This window comes from Acidovorax sp. 99 (assembly GCF_003096455.1).
Taxonomy (GTDB): Bacteria; Pseudomonadota; Gammaproteobacteria; order Burkholderiales; family Burkholderiaceae_C; genus Acidovorax; species Acidovorax delafieldii.
In genome coordinates this window covers 2,440,492-2,459,574 of sequence record NZ_QEKU01000001.1, presented here as the reverse complement: position 1 = coordinate 2,459,574, position 19,083 = coordinate 2,440,492, and the positions used below count along the sequence as shown (strand labels likewise).

Annotated in this window: 20 protein-coding genes and 5 tRNA genes; 9 read left to right on the top strand and 16 right to left on the bottom strand. The window is 62.7% G+C overall.

From position 1 onward, the window contains the following. Positions 1–35 precede the first annotated feature (35 nt). The 13 genes from rplL to C8C95_RS11555 all read right to left on the bottom strand — a co-directional run bounded on the left by rplL (position 36) and on the right by C8C95_RS11555 (position 6,207). A complete protein-coding gene (gene rplL / locus C8C95_RS11615; protein WP_008907085.1) occupies positions 36–413 on the bottom strand; it encodes a 50S ribosomal protein L7/L12 in 378 nt (125 codons plus the stop codon). A gap of 40 nt (positions 414–453) precedes the next feature. Beyond that, positions 454–978 (bottom strand): 50S ribosomal protein L10, encoded by a 525-nt coding sequence (gene rplJ / locus C8C95_RS11610; protein ID WP_034695835.1) that lies wholly within the window; start codon positions 976–978, stop codon positions 454–456. A 241-nt stretch (positions 979–1,219) separates the two neighbouring features. Beyond that, entirely contained in the window at positions 1,220–1,915 is a 696-nt protein-coding gene (gene rplA / locus C8C95_RS11605) for a 50S ribosomal protein L1 (RefSeq protein WP_056059944.1), read from the bottom strand. Next, positions 1,916–2,347: a 50S ribosomal protein L11 gene (rplK, locus tag C8C95_RS11600; protein WP_008907082.1), complete on the bottom strand. Its 432-nt coding sequence runs from the start codon at positions 2,345–2,347 to the stop codon at positions 1,916–1,918. 160 nt (positions 2,348–2,507) lie between these two features. Then, positions 2,508–3,104 (bottom strand): transcription termination/antitermination protein NusG, encoded by a 597-nt coding sequence (nusG, locus tag C8C95_RS11595; RefSeq protein ID WP_015012231.1) that lies wholly within the window; start codon positions 3,102–3,104, stop codon positions 2,508–2,510. After that, positions 3,101–3,487, bottom strand: coding sequence for a preprotein translocase subunit SecE (gene secE, locus C8C95_RS11590; RefSeq protein ID WP_056641821.1), 387 nt, complete (start codon positions 3,485–3,487; stop codon positions 3,101–3,103). The genes nusG and secE overlap by 4 nt, the downstream gene beginning before the upstream one ends. Before the next feature lie 91 nt (positions 3,488–3,578). After that, positions 3,579–3,654: transfer RNA gene (locus tag C8C95_RS11585), tRNA-Trp, on the bottom strand. Between the two features lie 15 nt (positions 3,655–3,669). Further along, on the bottom strand, positions 3,670–4,860 hold the full coding sequence (tuf, locus tag C8C95_RS11580; protein WP_099731469.1) for an elongation factor Tu: 1,191 nt from the start codon (positions 4,858–4,860) through the stop codon (positions 3,670–3,672). 74 nt (positions 4,861–4,934) lie between these two features. Further along, positions 4,935–5,009 (bottom strand) — tRNA-Thr (locus C8C95_RS11575). 60 nt (positions 5,010–5,069) lie between these two features. Then, a tRNA-Gly gene (locus C8C95_RS11570) sits at positions 5,070–5,143 on the bottom strand. 74 nt (positions 5,144–5,217) lie between these two features. After that, a tRNA-Tyr gene (locus tag C8C95_RS11565) sits at positions 5,218–5,303 on the bottom strand. Between the two features lie 102 nt (positions 5,304–5,405). Next, positions 5,406–5,481 (bottom strand) — tRNA-Arg (locus tag C8C95_RS11560). A 69-nt stretch (positions 5,482–5,550) separates the two neighbouring features. Next, complete coding sequence (locus C8C95_RS11555) at positions 5,551–6,207, bottom strand: TetR family transcriptional regulator (protein WP_116748680.1); 657 nt, start codon at positions 6,205–6,207, stop codon at positions 5,551–5,553. 188 nt (positions 6,208–6,395) lie between these two features. Between C8C95_RS11555 and C8C95_RS11550 the strand changes: the two genes are divergently transcribed. The 4 genes from C8C95_RS11550 (at position 6,396) to C8C95_RS11535 (ending at position 13,301) form a co-directional block, all read left to right on the top strand. Continuing rightward, positions 6,396–7,691 (top strand): efflux RND transporter periplasmic adaptor subunit, encoded by a 1,296-nt coding sequence (locus tag C8C95_RS11550; protein ID WP_116748679.1) that lies wholly within the window; start codon positions 6,396–6,398, stop codon positions 7,689–7,691. Positions 7,692–7,704: 13 nt separating this feature from the next. Beyond that, complete coding sequence (locus tag C8C95_RS11545) at positions 7,705–10,860, top strand: efflux RND transporter permease subunit (RefSeq protein ID WP_116748678.1); 3,156 nt, start codon at positions 7,705–7,707, stop codon at positions 10,858–10,860. Further along, positions 10,853–12,286: an efflux transporter outer membrane subunit gene (locus tag C8C95_RS11540; protein ID WP_116750249.1), complete on the top strand. Its 1,434-nt coding sequence runs from the start codon at positions 10,853–10,855 to the stop codon at positions 12,284–12,286. The genes C8C95_RS11545 and C8C95_RS11540 overlap by 8 nt, the downstream gene beginning before the upstream one ends. Positions 12,287–12,440: 154 nt before the next feature. Then, the gene (locus C8C95_RS11535) at positions 12,441–13,301 is read left to right on the top strand and encodes a c-type cytochrome (RefSeq protein WP_015012225.1); all 861 of its coding nucleotides are present in this window, start codon (positions 12,441–12,443) and stop codon (positions 13,299–13,301) included. A gap of 151 nt (positions 13,302–13,452) precedes the next feature. Here the strand turns inward: C8C95_RS11535 and C8C95_RS11530 are convergent, their stop codons facing one another. The 3 genes from C8C95_RS11530 to C8C95_RS11520 all read right to left on the bottom strand — a co-directional run bounded on the left by C8C95_RS11530 (position 13,453) and on the right by C8C95_RS11520 (position 15,527). Beyond that, positions 13,453–14,001 carry a DUF2946 family protein gene (locus C8C95_RS11530; protein ID WP_116748677.1) on the bottom strand — a complete coding sequence of 183 codons (549 nt, stop codon included), beginning with the start codon at positions 13,999–14,001 and terminating at the stop codon, positions 13,453–13,455. Continuing rightward, positions 13,994–15,007 (bottom strand): alpha/beta fold hydrolase, encoded by a 1,014-nt coding sequence (locus tag C8C95_RS11525; RefSeq protein WP_116748676.1) that lies wholly within the window; start codon positions 15,005–15,007, stop codon positions 13,994–13,996. Before C8C95_RS11525 ends, C8C95_RS11530 begins: the two co-directional genes overlap by 8 nt. A 67-nt stretch (positions 15,008–15,074) precedes the next feature. Continuing rightward, positions 15,075–15,527, bottom strand: coding sequence for a nuclear transport factor 2 family protein (locus C8C95_RS11520; protein ID WP_056059073.1), 453 nt, complete (start codon positions 15,525–15,527; stop codon positions 15,075–15,077). Positions 15,528–15,741: 214 nt separating this feature from the next. On the opposite strand from C8C95_RS11520, the gene C8C95_RS11515 reads away from it, so the two are divergent. The 5 genes from C8C95_RS11515 (at position 15,742) to C8C95_RS11495 (ending at position 19,077) form a co-directional block, all read left to right on the top strand. Then, positions 15,742–16,353: a LemA family protein gene (locus tag C8C95_RS11515; RefSeq protein WP_056744158.1), complete on the top strand. Its 612-nt coding sequence runs from the start codon at positions 15,742–15,744 to the stop codon at positions 16,351–16,353. Positions 16,354–16,386: 33 nt separating this feature from the next. Next, positions 16,387–17,307 (top strand): TPM domain-containing protein, encoded by a 921-nt coding sequence (locus tag C8C95_RS11510; RefSeq protein ID WP_116748675.1) that lies wholly within the window; start codon positions 16,387–16,389, stop codon positions 17,305–17,307. Positions 17,308–17,411: 104 nt separating this feature from the next. Then, positions 17,412–17,849, top strand: a complete 438-nt coding sequence (locus C8C95_RS11505; protein WP_347707485.1) for a TPM domain-containing protein — start codon at positions 17,412–17,414, stop codon at positions 17,847–17,849. 554 nt (positions 17,850–18,403) lie between these two features. Further along, a complete protein-coding gene (locus C8C95_RS11500; protein WP_056746105.1) occupies positions 18,404–18,691 on the top strand; it encodes a hypothetical protein in 288 nt (95 codons plus the stop codon). 89 nt (positions 18,692–18,780) lie between these two features. Next, positions 18,781–19,077 carry a hypothetical protein gene (locus C8C95_RS11495; protein ID WP_056062211.1) on the top strand — a complete coding sequence of 99 codons (297 nt, stop codon included), beginning with the start codon at positions 18,781–18,783 and terminating at the stop codon, positions 19,075–19,077. The last annotated feature ends 6 nt before the right edge of the window (positions 19,078–19,083 follow it).

The window sequence follows — 19,083 nt, the reverse complement described above, 5'->3', positions numbered from 1 at the left end:
TTTGAGGAGCACTCCAGCCCTTGAGCAAGACCGAATTACTTGAGTTCGGCCTTGGCGCCGGCTTCCACCAGCTTCTTGACGGCTGCTTCGGCGTCGGCCTTGGCAATGCCTTCCTTGACGTTCTTGGGAGCGCCGTCCACCAGGTCCTTGGCTTCCTTGAGGCCCAGGCCGGTGATTTCGCGCACTGCCTTGATGACGGACACCTTGTTGGCGCCGGCTTCGGTCAGCACCACGTTGAATTCCGTCTTTTCTTCAGCAGCAGCGGCGCCAGCGCCACCACCAGCGGCAGCAGGAGCAGCCATAGCTGCAGCGCTCACGCCAAACTTCTCTTCAATGGCCTTCACCAGGTCATTGAGTTCCAGAACCGTCATGCTGTCCAGCGCGGTCAAAAATGCGTCTTTATCGAATGCCATTTTGATTTCCTAACAATTGTGTTGGTTGACTGCCCAGCTATCAAGCTGCTGCAGGTTCGGCGGCCGGTGCGGCTGCGCCTTCGCCTTTTTTCGCCGCCAGTGCGCCCAGCACAACGGCTGTACGCGACATGGGGGACATAAGCAAGCCACAAATCTGAGCCAGCAGAACTTCCTTGGAAGGAATGTTGGCCAGTTGCTTCACGCCGTTGACGTCCAGGGCTTTACCACCGAAAGCGCCACCGCGAATCACCAACTTGTCGTTGGTCTTCGCAAAGTCAGCCACCACTTTCGCGGCAGCCACGGCGTCTTCGGAGAAGCCATAGATCAGGGGACCGGTCATCTGGTCTGCCACCACGTCAAACTGGCTGCCTGCCACAGCACGGCGGGCCAGGGTGTTCTTCAGAACACTCAGGCTCACACCCTTGCTGCGAGCATCAACGCGCAGTTTGGTCATGTCGGCGACCGTGATGCCACGGTATTCCGCGATCACAAGCGTTTGAGCTTTAGCGGCGAGGCTGGTCACTTCACTGATGACCGCTTCTTTCTCACTGCGATTAAGACTCAAGGTCTACTCCTTAAATTGCGCACTCAGGCTTGCACCCTCCTGCGCGCTCTTGTTGCAGCGATCAACTGTTTCGGAACGAATTCCATCTGCAGCGGGATCGCCATCTGCGTTGGCCCCGCAAGGGGATTAAGTGCGGCGAGCCACACACCAACGGTCTTGGATGGCCTGCAGGCAGGTATTGCACCACCCACAGCCCACCACATCAGGCCCTTTGAAAAAGGCCCGAAGATTTCAATCGCAATTACGCTGCGATGGATTGCGTATCCACGCGGACACCAACGCCCATCGTGGAGGACACAGCGACCTTGCGCAGGTACAGACCCTTGCTCGAAGCTGGCTTGGCCTTGTTCAGTGCATCGATCAGCGCAGCCAGGTTGCCTTGCAGCTTTTCGTTGTCGAACGAACGGCGGCCAATGGTGCTGTGCACGATACCGGCCTTGTCCACGCGGAATTGCACCTGACCAGCCTTGGCGTTCTTCACAGCCGTGGCAACGTCAGGAGTCACGGTGCCAACCTTGGGGTTAGGCATCAGACCACGAGGGCCCAGAATCTGGCCCAGCGTACCCACAACGCGCATAGCGTCGGGGGCAGCAATCACCACGTCGAAAGGCATGTCACCAGCCTTGACCATGGCAGCCAGGTCGTCCATGCCAACGATGTCAGCACCCGCAGCCTTGGCTTCTTCCGCTTTGGCGCCTTGTGCAAACACAGCGACACGGGTCGTCTTTCCAGTGCCATTGGGCAGCACCACGGCGCCACGCACCACTTGGTCCGACTTCTTGGCATCGATGCCCAGTTGCACTGCCACGTCGATGGATTCATCGAACTTGGCCGTTGCAGCTTCTTTCACGAGCGCCACTGCGTCTGCAAAAGCGTACAGCTTGGTGCTGTCAACCTTGCCCTGCAGGGCCTTTTGCTTTTTCGTCAACTTGGCCATTTACAAACCCTCCACCGTCACGCCCATCGAGCGTGCGGAACCAGCCAGCGTACGGACAGCAGCGTCAACGTTAGCGGCGTTCATGTCCTTCATCTTGGTCTTGGCGATCTCTTCGAGCTGTTCGCGCGTGATCTTGCCAACCTTGGTCTTCAGGGCATTGGAAGAACCCTTTTCGAGCTTGATGGCCTTCTTGATCAGAGTCGTCGCAGGCGGCGTCTTGATGATGAAGGTAAAGCTCTTGTCTGCGAACGCCGTGATGACCACGGGCAGTGGCAGACCTGGCTCCACACCTTGGGTCTGCGCATTGAATGCCTTGCAGAACTCCATGATGTTGAGGCCACGTTGACCCAGTGCTGGGCCGATCGGTGGGGATGGATTGGCCTTACCAGCTGGAACTTGCAGCTTGATAAAACCGACGATTTTTTTCGCCATGCTTTACTCCTGACGGGTCATAACGCTTGTGTTGCACCATGCAATCACCAGCTCCCCGGGTTAACGACTCACTATGACGACGTCCGCACCGAGCCGAAAAGTGCGGCGTCCAAAATCTTTGCCCTGACTGCCGAGGCAGTCAGGCTTGTGCTCGACAGATTTATGTCTTTTCGACCTGTCCGAACTCCAGCTCCACAGGGGTCGACCGACCGAAAATCATCACAGAGACGCGCACGCGACTCTTTTCGTAATTGACTTCCTCGACAGAGCCATTGAAGTCCGTGAAAGGACCTTCCTTGACGCGCACCAACTCACCCACCATGAACTCGATCTTGTGGCGTGGTTTGTCGGTGCCTTCCTGCATCTGGCTGACGATCTTTTGCACCTCGTCTTCCGAGATGGGGGCAGGCCTGTTCTTGGCGCCGCCCACGAAACCCGTGACCTTGTTGGTGTGCTTCACCAAATGCCAGGTATCGTCATCCATCACCATCTCAACGAACACATAGCCGGGGAACAAGCGACGCTCCGTCGTCTTGCGTTGGCCGTTCTTCATTTCCACGACTTCTTCGGTCGGCACCAAGATCCGACCAAATTTGTCTTGCATGCCAGAACGGCCGATGCGCTCCTGAATGTTGCGTTCGACCGCTTTTTCCATGCCTGAATAGGCATGGACGATGTACCAGCGCAGGTCTGGATTGGCCGAGGCAGAAGCGCCTGCAGGAGCTTGTGCTCCCGTGATTTCCGCAGCGGTCGTCATGACTTTCTCCAACCCAAAATCAAGTCGTACAAGACCCACTCCAGCGTCTTATCCGTGAACCACAGAAAAAGCGCCATGATGACCACGAAGGCGAACACATAGGCCGTCATCTGCAAGGTTTCCTTGCGCGTAGGCCAGACCACCTTTTTCACTTCGCGCCATGCGTCTTTGGCAAACGCGACGAACTGGCGCCCAGATTCCGACACCAAAAACACCGCCGCAGCCGCAACCAGCCCGACGATCAATGCCGCCCACTGCACGACAGCGCCTTGCTTGCTCAACAAATAAAAGCCCGCAACGGAGGCAATGACCAACGCCACTACCGCTGCGAGCTTGGCCTTGTCTGCGCCTGTATTGACAGTTTCAACCTGTGAAGTGGCCATCTTTGAGTATTTCCTGCTTCCTAGTCACGGCATCACTTAAGACACCGAAGCCCGCCAGGGTCTGGCGGGCTTGTTGGGGGCCACATTCAAGTGGCAGGGGCAGTAGGAATCGAACCTACAACCTTCGGTTTTGGAGACCGACGCTCTGCCAATTGAGCTATACCCCTGTATACCTTGCTTGATTAAGCAATGATCTTGGCCACGACGCCAGCGCCCACGGTACGACCGCCTTCGCGGATAGCGAAGCGCAGGCCTTCTTCCATGGCGATGGGGTTGATCAGCTTCACAGTGATCGACACGTTGTCACCAGGCATGACCATTTCCTTGTCGGCTGGCAGCTCGATGGCGCCAGTCACGTCGGTCGTGCGGAAGTAGAACTGGGGACGGTAGTTGTTGAAGAAAGGAGTGTGGCGACCGCCTTCGTCCTTGCTCAGCACATACACCTCAGCCGTGAAGTGGGTATGGGGCTTGATCGAGCCGGGCTTGCACAGCACTTGGCCACGCTCCACGTCTTCGCGCTTGGTACCGCGCAGCAGCAGGCCGACGTTGTCGCCAGCTTGGCCTTGGTCCAGCAGCTTGCGGAACATTTCCACGCCGGTGCAGGTGGTCTTTTGCGTGTCGCGGATACCCACGATTTCGATTTCTTCGCCGACCTTGATGATGCCGCGTTCCACGCGACCGGTCACCACGGTGCCGCGGCCAGAGATGGAGAACACGTCTTCCACGGGCATCAGGAAGGCGCCGTCCACAGCGCGCTCAGGCGTGGGGATGTAGGTGTCCAGGGCTTCGGCCAGCTTCATGATGGCTTCTTCACCCAGCTTGCCCTTGTCGCCTTCCAGGGCGAGCTTGGCAGAGCCACGGATGATGGGGGTGTCGTCGCCTGGGAAGTCGTACTTGTCCAGGAGTTCGCGTACTTCCATTTCGACGAGTTCCAGCAGTTCTTCGTCGTCCACCATGTCGCACTTGTTCAGGAACACGATGATGTAGGGCACGCCCACTTGGCGAGCCAGCAGGATGTGCTCGCGGGTCTGGGGCATTGGGCCGTCAGCAGCGGAGCAGACCAGGATAGCGCCGTCCATCTGGGCAGCGCCGGTGATCATGTTCTTCACATAGTCGGCGTGGCCGGGGCAGTCCACGTGAGCGTAGTGGCGGTTGGCCGTTTCGTATTCCACGTGGGCGGTGTTGATCGTGATACCGCGGGCCTTTTCTTCGGGCGCAGCGTCGATCTGGTCGTAGGCCTTGGCTTCGCCGCCGAACTTGGCGGACAGCACGGTAGCGATAGCTGCCGTCAGCGTCGTCTTGCCATGGTCCACGTGACCGATCGTGCCCACGTTCACGTGGGGCTTGGTCCGCTCGAATTTTCCTTTTGCCATTTTTCCGACTCCGAAAAAAATCTAAATCAACACAACAGGATCTCGGCGCAACCAGAACCGGACGCACCAGAAAATGGTGCCCATGGCGGGAATCGGACCCGCGACCTCTCCCTTACCAAGGGAGTGCTCTACCACTGAGCCACATGGGCAATTGGCGCCGCTCGCACAACACCAAAAATCTCTACTCAACAAACCAGCACAACAAACAATGGAGCGGGAGACGGGAATCGAACCCGCGTCATTAGCTTGGAAGGCTAGGGTTCTACCATTGAACTACTCCCGCGCAGACCACCGGCCTTTGCGAACCCAACTTTGCACTCACAAAGTCAAGCATCACTCTCAACACTGCTCACTCACTGGTGGAGGGGACTGGATTCGAACCAGTGTAGGCGTAAGCCAACAGATTTACAGTCTGCCCCCTTTAGCCACTCGGGCACCCCTCCGGAGAATTTCGAATTATAGCACCAAATTTTTACGCATTCAGAAATTAAACGCATTTGACGCTCTTCGCAAACGCCGCAAGCGCTCGCTGCTGCATGTACCGTTGGTGCGGCTGGCGGGGATCGAACCCACGACCCTTGGCTTCGGAGGCCAATACTCTATCCACTGAGCTACAGCCGCATACCTCTGATTGACGCAGCCTTTGATTATTGCACGCGGCAAGCATCCAAACAAACAAAGCCCTGGCGCTCAGCCACCGCAGGATGCAGCAGGCACTTTCGTTACGGCCAGCGACAACCCCACACCACGCAAAAATGCGTCGGTGCTGGCGCCACCTACGCCAATGAGATCAAAGCCACCGTCATTCAGAATCCAGTTGCGGATCAGCCCATCAAAAAGGGCATGCAGGCTGATGGCCGCGTCCATCGCCGACATCGACAGCACCACCCCTTGCGACTCAGCAGCCAGCGCAAAGTCGCGCGCCAGCTGCTGCGTAAACCCTTCGGAGGCCGCCACATGGCGCTCGCGCAGCCCCATCAGCTCGTTCACGTATTCCACCTTGTACAACGCAATCTCGAAGACCCTTCGGGTGTGCTCGTCCGAGGCCACACTGCGCAGCACCAGCGCCATCACCGCCCGGAGGCGTTGCACAGGATCAGCGCAGGTGCTGTCTTCAAAACTGGCAAAACCCTGCTCCAACGGCAGCGTGACACGGTCCATCATGGCGCTAAACAGGTCCACCTTGTCCTTGAAGTGCCAGTAGATCGCACCACGCGTGGCTCCCGCAGCCTGGGCAATATCACCCAGCGACGCGCGGGACACCCCCTTTTCCCGAAACACCAACTCAGCCGCATCGATCAACCCGTTGCGGGTTGCGATTGCATCTTCCTTTGTCCGGCGCGCCATAGTCAAACATCCTGTTGAGTCTCCAAAACCCCTACGAATGCCTAGGGGCATCTGCATCAGTCGACAATTATACATTCATGTCTGTATGTATAATTTCTGATCAAACTGTCGGGGCATTGAGCGAAGCGCTCTAGACCTTCCACGTTTTTTCCAGATCCCTTTTTTTGACGCCCACCCAAAGGACTCTCATGCCTCAACTGCGTGACGCATCCGGCACCCCTTACTTGCGTGCCACTACCACCCGACGAGTGCTTTCGCTGGCTGCCATCAGCGCAGCAGTACTGCTTGTGTCCGCCTGCGGCAAGGCCGATGGACAGGCCGCCGGGGCAGGCGGCCCCAAGCCGCCCCCGGTCGAAGTGGGAGTCGTTACCGCCACGCCAGGCGACGTGGGGCTGATCACCGAACTACCTGGCCGCGTGGAGGCGTCTCGGGTGGCCCAAGTACGCGCACGGGCCGCCGGCATCCTGCAGCAGCGCGTGTTCAAGGAAGGTAGCGACGTCAAGGCCGGGCAGGTGCTGTTCCGCATTGATCCCGCTCCCTACGCCGCTGCTGTGGAGAGCGCGCGCGCCAGCCTCGCCAAGGCCCAGGCCAATCTGGCACAGGCCAGCGCACAAGCTGAGCGCTATCGCCCCCTGGTTGCAGCCAATGCCATCAGCAAGCAGGACTTTGTAAACGCAGAGGCGGCCGAGAAACAAGCCCAGGCCGACGTGGCGGCCGCCAAGGCTGCTGTGCGCACCGCCGACATCAACCTCAGCTATGCCAGCGTGACCTCCCCCATCTCCGGCCGCATTGGCCGCGCACTGGTCACCGAAGGCGCCTTGGTCGGCCAGGGCGAAGCGACCGCATTGGCTGTGGTGCAGCAGGTTGACCCGGTGTACGTGAACTTCACCCAATCGGCCGGTGACGTCTTCCAACTGCGGCGCGCTATGGAAAGTGGGCAGTTCAAGCGCGCTGGCGGCAGCCAGGCAGCCAGCGTCAAGCTGGTGCTCAGCGACGGATCTGAATACGCACAAGCTGGCAAGCTGCTGTTCACGGACTTGTCGGTGGACTCCACCACCGGCCAGGTCACCCTGCGCGCAGAGGTGCCCAATCCCAAGGGCGAGCTGCTGCCCGGACTGTATCTGCGTGTGCGGATTGAACAGGCACGGGCCAGCAACGCCATCACCCTGCCCCAGCAGGCTGTCACGCGCACCCAGCAGGGCGACACGGTCAGCGTGGTTGGCGAGGACGGCAAGGTGTCGCAGCGCACCGTCAAGATCAGTGCCGCACAGAACAACCGCTGGGTGGTGCTGGACGGTCTGAAGGCGGGTGAAAAAGTGATGGTGGACGGCTTCCAGAAGCTGCAGATGCTGCCTCCCGGAACCCCGGTAAAGCCCGTTCCATGGCAAGCACCAGGCACGCCTGCGCCGGCAGCAGCGACTGCCTCAGCGCCAGCCTCCGCAGAGGCGCCGGCAGTGCCCGCTTCGGCCGCATCCAAGCCATAAGGGGCAATCCAGCATGGCCAAATTTTTCATTGACCGCCCCATCTTTGCGTGGGTGATTGCGCTGTTCATCATGGTGATGGGCGGTGTAGCCATCACGCAGCTACCCATTGCCCAGTACCCGCCGGTGGCACCACCGTCCATCGTCATCAACGCGGCCTACCCTGGCGCATCGGCGCAAACCCTCGAAGACAGCGTGCTGTCGGTCATCGAACGCGAGATGAACGGCTCCCCCGGGCTGATCTACATGGAATCGGTCGCGCAGGCCGATGGTTCCGGCAGCATCACGCTGAGTTTCCAGCCCGGCACCAATGCCGACCTGGCGCAGGTGGACGTGCAAAACCGGCTTTCACGGGCCACGCCGCGCCTGCCTTCTGCCGTGACACAACAGGGGGTGCGCGTGGACAAGTCGCGCTCCAACTTCCTGCTGTTCACCATGCTGTCGTCCAGCAACCCGGCCACCGACACCGTGGCCTTGGGTGACTATGCGTCGCGCAACGTGGTGCCAGAACTGCAACGCCTCAAAGGCATTGGCCAGGCCCAGCTGTTTGGCACGGAGCGCGCCATGCGCATCTGGATCGATCCGGCCAAGATGGTGAGCTACAACCTGTCGGCAGCAGAGATCACCGCCGCCATCCGCGCCCAGAACGCCCAGGTGGCCAGTGGCACCATTGGGGACCTGCCCAATGTCGCAGGCCAAGGCATTGCCGCCACCGTGGTGGTCAATGGGCAACTGTCCAGCGTTGAACAGTTCGGCAACGTCGTGCTGCGTGCCAACACCGATGGCTCCACCGTGCGCATCAAGGATGTGGCGCGTGTGGAACTGGGCGGCCAGGCCTACGCCACCGCCGCACGCCTGAACGGAAAGCCCGCCGTGGGCATCGGCGTTCAGCTGTCGCCCAGCGGTAACGCACTGGAGGCCGCCAAGGACGTGCGCGCGAAGATGGATGAGCTGTCACGCTACTTCCCCGAAGGTATGAGCTGGAGCATTCCTTACGACAGCTCGCGCTTCGTGGACATCTCCATCAAGCAGGTCGCAGAAACACTGGTCGAGGCCGTGGTGTTGGTGTTCCTGGTGATGTTCCTGTTTCTGCAGAACTGGCGCTACACCATCATCCCGACGATCGTGGTGCCGATTGCGCTGCTGGGTACGTTTGCCACACTGCTGGCGCTGGGGTTCTCGATCAACGTGCTGACCATGTTTGGCATGGTGCTGGTGATCGGCATCGTGGTGGACGACGCCATCGTGGTGGTGGAGAACGTTGAGCGCATCATGAGCGAAGAAGGCCTGTCGCCGCTGGAAGCCACGCGCAAGGCCATGCGCCAGATTTCGGGCGCCATCATTGGCGTGACGGTGGTGCTGATCTCGGTGTTCGTGCCGCTGGCATTTTTTGCAGGTTCCACGGGCAACATCTACCGCCAGTTCTCGGCGGTGATGGTGGCATCCATTGGCTTCTCAGCCTTCATGGCCCTGTCGCTCACACCGGCACTGTGCGCCACCCTGCTCAAGCCGGTCGAGGCGGGGCATCACCACGAGAAGACTGGCTTCTTTGGCTGGTTCAATCGCGGCTTTTCGCGCACTGCCAAAGGCTACGAGGGCTTTGTGGCCCGCATGCTGCGGCGCGCCGCGCGTTACCTGGTGATCTACGCAGCCATCATCGGTGCTGTGACCGTGGTCTACATGCGCCTGCCGACCTCGTTCCTGCCCAGCGAAGACCAGGGCAACATCATCGTCAACGTGCAATTGCCACCGGGCGCCACGCAGGAGCGTACGCTGGCCGTGATGGAGCAGGTCGAAGGCTTCATCCTCAAGCAGCCCGAGGTGCAAAGCATGGTGGGCGTGCTGGGCTTCAGCTTCTCCGGCCAGGGGCAGAACGCGGCCCTCGCCTTTGTGACCCTAAAGGACTGGAGCGAGCGCCATGGCCCCGGCCAGTCGGCACAGGACGTGGCCAACCGCGCCTTCGGTGCGCTGATGGGTATTCGCGATGCGTTCATCTTTCCGCTGAGCCCGCCTCCCATTCCCGAGCTGGGCAACGCCAGCGGCTTCACATTCCGCCTGCAGGACCGTGGCGGCGCGGGGCACGAGGCCCTGGTGAAAGCCCGCAATCAGTTGCTGGGCATGGCCTCGCAGAGCAAGGTGCTCACGCAACTGCGCCCCGATGGTCTGGAAGACGCTCCGCAGTTGCAGATCGACATAGACCGCGACAAAGCCAACGCGCTGGGTGTGCCGTTTGATGCCATCAACTCCGCGCTGTCCACCGCGCTGGGCTCCAGCTATGTGAACGACTTCCCCAACCAGGGCCGCCTGCAGCGGGTGGTGGTGCAGGCCGATGCGCCGGCGCGCATGCAGCCCGACGATCTGCTGCAGATCAATGCCACCAACAGCCAGGGCAAACCGGTGCCGCTGTCGGCGTTCGCAACCACGCGCTGGGTGACCGGCGCGCAGCAAACTGTGCGCTACAACGGCTACCCAGCCATGCGCATTTCCGGCTCGCCCGCGCCGGGCTACAGCACGGGAGCTGCCATGGCCGAGATGGAGAAGCTCGCGGGCCAACTGCCCCAAGGCTTCGGTTTTGAATGGACCGGCCAGTCGCGCGAAGAAAAGCTGGCAGGCTCGCAGTCGCTCATCCTGTACAGCTTTGCCATCCTGGCGGTATTCCTGTGCCTGGCCGCGCTGTACGAGAGCTGGTCGATCCCGCTGGCCGTGATCCTGGTGGTGCCCCTGGGCGTGCTGGGCGTGCTGCTGGCCACGTTGCTGCGCGGCTATGCCAATGACGTGTACTTCCAGGTGGGCCTGATCACCATCATTGGCCTGTCGGCGAAAAACGCCATCCTGATCATCGAGTTCGCCAAGGACCTGCAGGCCCAAGGCAAGGGCGTGATCGAGTCGGCGCTGGCCGCCGCGCACCTGCGGTTCCGTCCTATCGTGATGACCTCGATGGCGTTCGGCTTGGGTGTTCTGCCACTGGTGGTTGCGTCGGGCGCAGGCTCTGCCAGCCAGCGGGCCATCGGCACTGGCGTGCTGGGTGGCATGGTCACCGGCACCGCCCTGGCCGTGTTCTTTGTGCCCGTGTTCTTTGTGGTGGTGCGCAGCCTGTTCAAGGGCAGCGCACGCCAGCAGGAAATGAACCGCCGCCATGCAGAAGAAGCAGGAGTTGGAACCCATGACTAAACACCGCCGTACCCCCCTGGCGCTGGCAGCGGCCGCAGCGGCGGCGCTGCTGGCGGGCTGCTCGTTCATTCCGACATACGAGCGTCCTCAGCCTCCCGTCCCTGCCACTTACGCCGGCGCTGCAGCAACGACGGACGGCGCAGCGGTTCAGCCGGGCGCAACCGTGCCCTGGCAGAACTACTTTGCCGAGCCACGCCTGCAGCAGCTCATCGGCATTGCGCTGGCCAACAACCGCGACCTGCGGGTGGCCATGCTCAACATCGAGCAGGCCCGGGCCACCTACCAAGTGCGCCGTGCCGACCTGTACCCGGGCGTGGGCCTGGCGGCCAATGCCAGCCGGGCGCCCGCTGCGGGCACCGGTAACCTGACCAACTCGTTCAGCGTGGGTCTGGCCGTATCCGCCTGGGAGATCGACTTCTTTGGCCGCATTGCCAGCCTCAAGGAACAGGCGCTCGCCCAATACTTCGCCACTGAAGAAGGCCGCAACGCCGCCCAGGTGAGCCTGGTGGCGGCGGTGGCCAATGGCTGGCTGACGCTGCTGGCCGACGAGGAACTGCTGGACCTGTCACGCCAGACCCTTGCCTCGCGCGAGGAGTCGGTGCGCCTGACCAAGATGCGCCTGGACGCGGGCGTGGCCTCTGAGCTCGACTTCCGCCAGGCAGAGTCGCTCACCCAGGCGGCCCGCGCTACGCTGGCACAGCAACAGCGCCAGCGCGCGCTCGACGAAAACGCGCTGGTTCTGCTGCTAGGCCAAGCACTGCCTCAGGACGTGCGCGCCAGTCTGGCGGGTGGCAAGCTGGCCGACGCGCCTGCGATGGCACCGCTGCCTGCTGGCGTGCCGTCAGAGCTGCTCACCCGCCGGCCGGACATCCGCCAGGCGGAGCAGCAGCTCATCGGAGCCAACGCCAACATTGGCGCGGCGCGGGCGGCGTTTTTCCCGCGCATCTCCCTGACAGCGCAGGCAGGCACCGCCAGCGGCGAGTTGTCCGGCCTGTTCAAGAACGGCTCCTGGGGCTTCACCATCGCGCCATCGCTGCTGTTGCCCATTTTTGACGCGGGCCGCAATCAGGCCAATCTGGACAGCGCCCGGGTCGGTCGGGAGATTGCCGTGGCGCAGTACGAAAAGGCCATCCAGACCGCGTTCCGCGAAGTCTCGGACGCGCTGGCCGGGCAAGCCACCCTGGGCGAACAGGCCCAGGCCCAGCAACAGCAGGCTCAGGCAGAAGCCGCGCGCCTGCAACTGGCCGACCTGCGATACCGCAACGGCGTGGCCAGCTATCTGGACCTGCTGGACGCACAACGCTCGCTGTTCACGGCCCAGCAGGCCGTGGTGCAGGTCCGGCTGGCGCAAGTGCAAAACCAGGTGTCGCTGTACAAGGCACTGGGGGGCGGAGCACCCGACACCAGCGCCCAGACCCCCTCCTGACGCCCAGGGCTGAAGCGCGCGCAGCCCCCTGGGGCGCTGCGCGCGCTGGGGCAAACCCGTGGTTGTCTGCATCAAGCGGGGATCGGAATAACCATCCCCGCAGATATAATTTAAGGTTGATTACACCGAAGCCCCCGATACACCTGAGGACGACATGAGCGACAACCACCACGAAGAAGCCCATACCGGCCCGATCAAGAACCCCAAGCAGTTGCTGGTCGCGGTACTTTTCTCGTTTGTAGTTCCGATCTTTGCCATCATTGGCTTGGTCCTGTATGTGACGTCGGCGGACAAGCCCGCTGCCGGTGCCGTCAACCCCGAAAAGGCCATCGCCGAACGCATCCAGAAGATCGGCATGGTCGAAGTGCGCGACGCCAATCGCCCCCTCAAGAGTGGCGAAGAGGTGTTCAAGGCCCAGTGCTCCGCCTGCCATGCCTCCGGCGCTGCAGGTGCCCCCAAGTTTGGCGATGCAGCCGCCTGGGCTGCGCGCATTGGCACCGGGTTTGAAGCCCTGGTGCAGTCGGCCCTGAAGGGCAAGGGCGCCATGGCACCCCAAGGTGGCGGCGACTTCAACGACACCGAAATCGCTCGCGCTGTGGCCTACATGGCCAATGCGGGTGGGGCCAAGTTTGCCGAACCTGCTGCTCCCGCAGCCGCTGCCCCAGCCGCTCAGGCAGACGCAGCGCCAGCCGCCGCTCCTGCACCAGCACCCGCAGCAGCCCCTGCAGCTGCTGCGCCCGCTGTAGCGGTAGCTGCCGCACCTGCAGCCGCCGCAGCAGGCGCTGGCGAGGCTCTGTACAAGCAGGCTTGCCAGGTGTGCCACGCTGCCGGTGTGGCCGGTGCTCCCAAGTTTGGTGACAAGGCCGCCTGGGCCGCTCGCCTGCCCGCAGGCATCGATGCGCTGTACACCAGTGTCGCCAAGGGCAAGGGCGCCATGCCTCCCCGTGGTGGTACACAAGCCTCTGACGCCGATCTGCGCGCCGCAGTGGAGTTCATGGCAGCCGCCGCCAAGTAGGGCAGCGCCTCACCCTGCGCGGGCGGGGTAGAACCCCACCCAGAAAGCCGGTCCTTGCGACCGGCTTTTTTTTCGTCTAGCAGGTTATTCAGTGCCGTTGTGAACCGCTCTGAGTGCCTGCAACTCCGGTTGAAGGCGGTGGGGCGGAGCTTCAGGTTGGCGGAGGGGCACCGGCTTGCGACCGGGCGCGCGGACTGCAGACATACCCGTAGCGTACCGGAAGGTCCTGCGCCTGCACGTCCTGCGGCGTCCAGCGTCCGTCGGTCACAGCCTCCGCAGCCAGTGCCACATCCAGCGTGTGCACCAGCCCCAGGCCCAGGTCTGTCTCCAGGTACACACGGCCCTGCTCGTCCAGCAGGCAGTGGCGGACCGACGCCTCCCGGCCCGTATGGCTGATGGCGCGGAGGTCTTGCGGCTGCAGACGCCAGACCCAGGGCGTGGCCTCCAGTTCGACATACACGCGCTGGGGGCCGTTTTGAAAGAACCACTGACCCTGGTCGTCGTGCTCGTAGTTGCGGGCTATGAACGCGATGAGCTTGTCGTGCTGCAGCAACGACCCTTTGCTGTGCGGAAACGTACCTGCTGCCTGCACCGCGTCGTCGCGCAGATACCAGTGGCCGCGCGCATCCAGGCCCAGCCAGCCGTAGCAGTCGGGCACGTTGGGCCATTTGGCCAGTGCCTGTTTGACGATGTCATCCATGGGCGGATTGTGCGCCGTGCAGCGCCAGCGCCCCACTGTGCTCGGCCAGCCACCCTCCCACGGCGTCGGGCATGGCACGCACGTGCCCCGGTGGCAAGCCGCGCGGGAACCCCACATGCCCGCCATGCGGCGGCTGCCAGAGCGTCACATGGCGTCCCACCTCACGCACGCCCGGTAGGCTGCCAGCGGGCACAAAGGGGTCATTGCGCGCGTTCACCACCAGCGCCGGAATACGGATGCGATGCAGCAGCGGCTTGGCCGACGCGCGCAGCCAGTAGTCCTCGGTATTACGGAATCCGTGGACCGGCGCGGTGAACACGTTGTCGAACGCGTACAGGTCCCGCGCGGCCAGCAGCGCCTGCCGGTCAAACAGCCCCGGGTGCTGGGCCAGCTTCTGCAGTGCCTTGGGCACCAGGGTGCGCATGAACATGCGCGTGTACACCAGCCGGTTGAAGCCGCGCCCAATGGCATGGCCGCCCGCCGCCAGGTCGATGGGCGAGCACACGGCCGCCACCGCATCCGCGCTGCGCGCAGCGTCAGTGCCCACTTCGGCGGCCCAGCGCAGCAGGGCATTGCCGCCCAGTGACACTCCTACCGCCATCAGCGGCCCCTGGTGGTGCACACGCAGCTGCTGCAGCATCCAGCCGATCTCCGCATGGTCGCCCGAGTGGTAGGCGCGCGGGGCACGGTTGATCTCCCCGCTGCAGCCGCGAAAGTGCGGCAGCGCGCAGGCCCAGCCGCGCTCGCGGGCCAGGTCGGCAAAGGCTTCGCAGTAATGGCTGCGTGATGAGCCCTCCAGCCCGTGGAACACCACCAGCAGCGGCCTGGGAGCGTCAGCCACCACACCGTCCTGGAGAAAGTCCACATTGACAAAATCGCCGTCGGGGGTGTCCCAGCGCTCACGGCGGTACTCGGGACGCGGGCCGAACACACGGCGTGCGTACAGCGCGGGCCAGATCGTTTGCAACTGACCACCAGGGAGCCAGCGGGGCGCTATGTATTTCATAGCTGCCAAGGCATATGTTGTCGGCGCATACAGCCAATTGGACCCAAAATCTTCACGCAGGAGCCTCTCAATGCAGAACGGGGCGCTGCGCCAGCACATCCACCTGGGCGTCGGGCGCCACGCCCGGGCTGGCGTGGTGGGCCACCATGCGCCAGCCTTCGGGGGTCTTGTGGTACACGTTGGTCGCCATGACCACGGCCTGGTGCAGGCCGTCAGGCAGCATCACCTCGACCTGCTCGACCACGCTGTGCACGGCACTCGACAGCGCCACCACGCGGTGCACCTGCGCCGGCCGGGCACGCACCGTGCCATGGGAGAACATGGCCTCGAACGCGGCACGGATGGCGGCGGGCCCCAGCAGGCGCGGCCCGCCCGGGTGCACACAGACAATCTCGTCATCGTCCGCCCAGCACGACATCAGCAGCTCGATGTCACCGCGCTGCAGCGCCTCATAAAACGCGGTTTCGGTTTCATCCGAAGAGCCACCCAGGGTGGCTGCTTTTGATCGGGCGCGGGGCATGTGGATTCTGGTGGTAAGTGGGTCGGAACGGCGTGACAGGTACAACGCCAGCCTGCTATTGTGCGGCGGCGGTGCAATGCCTGGCTGCCTACCGATTTTGTACGCGCTCGGGCGGGGGCCCACCATCGCTGGTCGGCGACCAGTTTGCGGACTGGCGCCCTCCGGTTTCTGGCACAGTCATCCCATTTCTCCATCGGCGGACTCCACCATCATGATGATCCAACGTCTACTTGCCCTCCTCACCTTGCTCGCCGCCACGCTCACGCTGAGCGGCTGCGGCTACAACGACTTCCAGCGCCTGGACGAGCAATCGAAGGCCGCCTGGAGCGAAGTGCTCAACCAGTACCAGCGCCGTGCCGACCTGGTGCCCAACATCGTCGCCACCGTGAAGGGCGAGGCCAACTTTGAACAGGAAACGCTGACCAAGGTGGTCGAGGCCCGCGCCAAGGCCACGGCCATCCAGGTCACGCCCGAGACGCTGAACAACCCCGAGGCTTTCAGCAAGTTCCAGCAGGCCCAGGGAGAGTTGTCCAGCGCCCTGTCGCGCCTGATGGTCGTGTCCGAGCGCTACCCCACCTTGCAGGCCAACCAGGGCTTTCGCGACCTGCGGGTGACGCTGGAAGGCACCGAAAACCGCATCACCGTGGCCCGCAACCGCTACATCCAGACCGTGCAGGAGTACAACGTGCTGGCCCGCAGCTTCCCCACCAACCTCACGGCCATGGCCTTCAGCTACGCCCCCAAGCCCAGCTTTACCGTGGCCAACGAGGCGCAGATTTCCGTGCCGCCCACGGTGGACTTCTCCGCATCCAAGGCCAAGCCCTGAACAACTCCTTGCAGGGCCTGACGTGAGCTGAATATGCTGCTAGCGCCTATTCGATATGCCCTGATAGCTATATTTTTTATAGCTGCATGGCCTATCTTTGGCTGGGCCCAATCGCAGCCGCTGGCTGTGCCCCCGCTGACCGGCCACGTCATTGATCACACGGGCACGCTCAGCGCCAATGACACTCAGGCGCTCGAGGGCCAGCTCGTCGCCCTCGAAAAGTCGCGCGGCTCGCAGGTCGTGGTGCTGATGGTGCCCACCACCGCACCAGAAGACATTGCCGCCTATGCCAACCGCGTCGGCAACCAGTGGAAGATCGGGCGCCGCGACGTGGGTGATGGTGTGCTGGTCCTGGTGGCCAAGAACGACCGCAAGATGCGCATCGAGGTTGCCAAGTCTCTGGAAGGTGCCATCCCCGACATCGCAGCAGCACGCATCATCGACGGCGCGATGAAGCCCCGCTTTCAGCAAGGCGACTTTGCTGGCGGTCTGAGCGCTGCGGTCACGCAGATCGGCGCGCGCATCGCGGGCGAAGCCCTGCCCGCCCCGGCAGAGACGTCCGCCCCCCCCGCTGGGGGCAGCAGTCATGGTCTGTTCGACTGGACGGACTTTGCCATCTTCCTGTTTTTTGGCGTCATGGTGGCCGGCCCGTTGGCTCGCAGCCTCTTGGGGGCTGCGCTGGGCGGACTGGCGGTAGGAGGCGGCGTAGGCGCCCTGGCGTTTGTGTTCACCTCCAGCCTGCTGCTGTCGGTGGGCGCGGGCATCATTGCGCTGCTCTACACCTGGCTTTTTGGCGGCAGCAGCGGCCCCATCAGCCTGGGGCATGGCGGCGGAGGTTCCGGGGGCTGGAGCAGCGGCAGCTCGGGCGGATTCAGCAGCAGCAGTGACAGCGGCGGCTTCAGTTCCGGCGGCGGGGGCGATTTTGGTGGCGGCGGTGCATCGGGGGACTGGTGATGGGTGTTGAGAACAGCGGGCAACCAACGCACACGCTATGGCGTTCCATCTGGAGGCTCGTCCACCATCGCTGGCACGACGCCTTCGGCCGATCCGCCATCCCGTTGCAAGCACTGCAGCGCCTCGGCGCGCAGGTCGCCGCCAGCGAGCGGCAGCACACCGGGCAGATTCGCATCGTGGCGGAAGCGGGGCTCCCCTGGAGCTACCTGCGCCGTCACGCCAATGCACGCGAACGCGCGCTGATGCTGTTCAGCAAACACCGCGTGTGGGACACCGAACACAACAACGGCGTGCTGATCTACCTGCTGATGCCGGAACATGCGTTCGAGATCGTTGCCGACCGGGGCCTGGCACGGCATGTCCCACCGACCGCATGGCAGGAGATGGCGACGAAGATGACGGCCCAGTTTCAGCAAGGCCACTACGAAGAAGGCCTGGCACAGGCCGTGGGCGCGGTAGGCGCCCTGCTGGCGGAGCACTTTCCGCGCGCCACTGATTCGCCCTCCGTCAACGAGCTACCCGACGCGCCGCTCGTGCGCTGAATACCGGCTGGCAGCCATCCCGCGCATCTACAAGGCGACGCGCATCAGAGCGCCCAGAGGACGGCCATTGTGTGTATGGGCGGGCTGCGGCTCAGCCTGACGGCACGTGCAGTTCAGCCGCAAACTGCTTTCCATGGGCATTGAATTGAACACCCCACATCCAGCCCCAGCAGGCCACATTGCGGAGCTAACCCGCTGACTCTGCGCAGGTGCGCCCGTCACACCCCTTCGGCTCTACAGCTCTGCAGCCCTGCACTCTGCAACCGTCCTGAATATGTACCCGGGTTATCCATCAGCAGGTAACTATCTCCGACCGAACCAGTGCCCCAAGCCAACGGACTGGCCCTCATCCCATCTTCATTGTTTCCAATACTGGAACAGTTAGTTCGCGACCCGGTGGTTTTTCTCTGCACCCCACCGGCGTACAGTTCATCCCATCGATGAGCCGAACCCGCAAGGCGACTCACCGAACCCGGTCCCAAGTAGCTTTCTTTGTTTTTGGCGCTTTGTCCCGGTTTTTTTGAGCCGCTTCTTTAACTTCAAGGATTTCCATCATGAACAACACCGCACGTTTCCTGTCTATCGCCGCTGTCGCCGCTTTCGCTTCTTTTGGCGCCCAGGCTGACGAAGCCGATGCTTCGCAGTTCGCCACCAAGTTTGAAACCAACCGCACCCGCGCTGAAGTGGCTGCCGAAGCCGCTACCGTGGCCCAGACCCGCTCGATCGAACCCGCTGGTTCGCGTGTGGTGACCTACAAGTCCACGGCTGACCGCGCTGCTGTGCGTGCCCAGGCTGCTGAAGCAGTGCGCACTGGCCAGATTTCTTCGGGTGAGCGCGGCTGATTCACCAGGGGCGGCTGAATCTGCCGCCCTGGTTGCGCCGTATCTCTCAGTACCCAAGTCCTCTTTTTAGAATTTTCCGGAGTTTCACCATGAACAAGTCTGTCCGTTTCCTGTCCGTTGCTGCTGTCGCCGCTTTTGCCGCTTTTGGTGCCCACGCTGATGAAGCCGATGCTTCGCAGTTCGCCACCAAGTTCGAAACCAACCGCACCCGCGCTGAAGTGGCCGCCGAAGCCGCTACCGTGGCCCAGACCCGCTCCATCGAACCCGCTGGTTCGCGTGTGGTGACTTACAAGTCCACGGCTGACCGTGCTGCTGTGCGTGCCCAGGCTGCTGAAGCCCTGCGCACGGGCCAGATCTCTTCTGGCGAAATCGGCAACGCGATGTAATTGCCA

Coding starts and splice junctions, on each gene's coding strand:
- rplL (WP_008907085.1), bottom strand. CDS start 413: ATGGCATTCGATAAAGACGCATTTTTGACCGCGCTGGACAGCATGACG.
- rplA (WP_056059944.1), bottom strand. CDS start 1,915: ATGGCCAAGTTGACGAAAAAGCAAAAGGCCCTGCAGGGCAAGGTTGAC.
- rplK (WP_008907082.1), bottom strand. CDS start 2,347: ATGGCGAAAAAAATCGTCGGTTTTATCAAGCTGCAAGTTCCAGCTGGT.
- nusG (WP_015012231.1), bottom strand. CDS start 3,104: ATGACGACCGCTGCGGAAATCACGGGAGCACAAGCTCCTGCAGGCGCT.
- secE (WP_056641821.1), bottom strand. CDS start 3,487: ATGGCCACTTCACAGGTTGAAACTGTCAATACAGGCGCAGACAAGGCC.
- tuf (WP_099731469.1), bottom strand. CDS start 4,860: ATGGCAAAAGGAAAATTCGAGCGGACCAAGCCCCACGTGAACGTGGGC.
- C8C95_RS11555 (WP_116748680.1), bottom strand. CDS start 6,207: ATGGCGCGCCGGACAAAGGAAGATGCAATCGCAACCCGCAACGGGTTG.
- C8C95_RS11550 (WP_116748679.1), top strand. CDS start 6,396: ATGCCTCAACTGCGTGACGCATCCGGCACCCCTTACTTGCGTGCCACT.
- C8C95_RS11545 (WP_116748678.1), top strand. CDS start 7,705: ATGGCCAAATTTTTCATTGACCGCCCCATCTTTGCGTGGGTGATTGCG.
- C8C95_RS11540 (WP_116750249.1), top strand. CDS start 10,853: ATGACTAAACACCGCCGTACCCCCCTGGCGCTGGCAGCGGCCGCAGCG.
- C8C95_RS11535 (WP_015012225.1), top strand. CDS start 12,441: ATGAGCGACAACCACCACGAAGAAGCCCATACCGGCCCGATCAAGAAC.
- C8C95_RS11530 (WP_116748677.1), bottom strand. CDS start 14,001: ATGGATGACATCGTCAAACAGGCACTGGCCAAATGGCCCAACGTGCCC.
- C8C95_RS11525 (WP_116748676.1), bottom strand. CDS start 15,007: ATGAAATACATAGCGCCCCGCTGGCTCCCTGGTGGTCAGTTGCAAACG.
- C8C95_RS11520 (WP_056059073.1), bottom strand. CDS start 15,527: ATGCCCCGCGCCCGATCAAAAGCAGCCACCCTGGGTGGCTCTTCGGAT.
- C8C95_RS11515 (WP_056744158.1), top strand. CDS start 15,742: ATGATCCAACGTCTACTTGCCCTCCTCACCTTGCTCGCCGCCACGCTC.
- C8C95_RS11510 (WP_116748675.1), top strand. CDS start 16,387: ATGCTGCTAGCGCCTATTCGATATGCCCTGATAGCTATATTTTTTATA.
- C8C95_RS11500 (WP_056746105.1), top strand. CDS start 18,404: ATGAACAACACCGCACGTTTCCTGTCTATCGCCGCTGTCGCCGCTTTC.
- C8C95_RS11495 (WP_056062211.1), top strand. CDS start 18,781: ATGAACAAGTCTGTCCGTTTCCTGTCCGTTGCTGCTGTCGCCGCTTTT.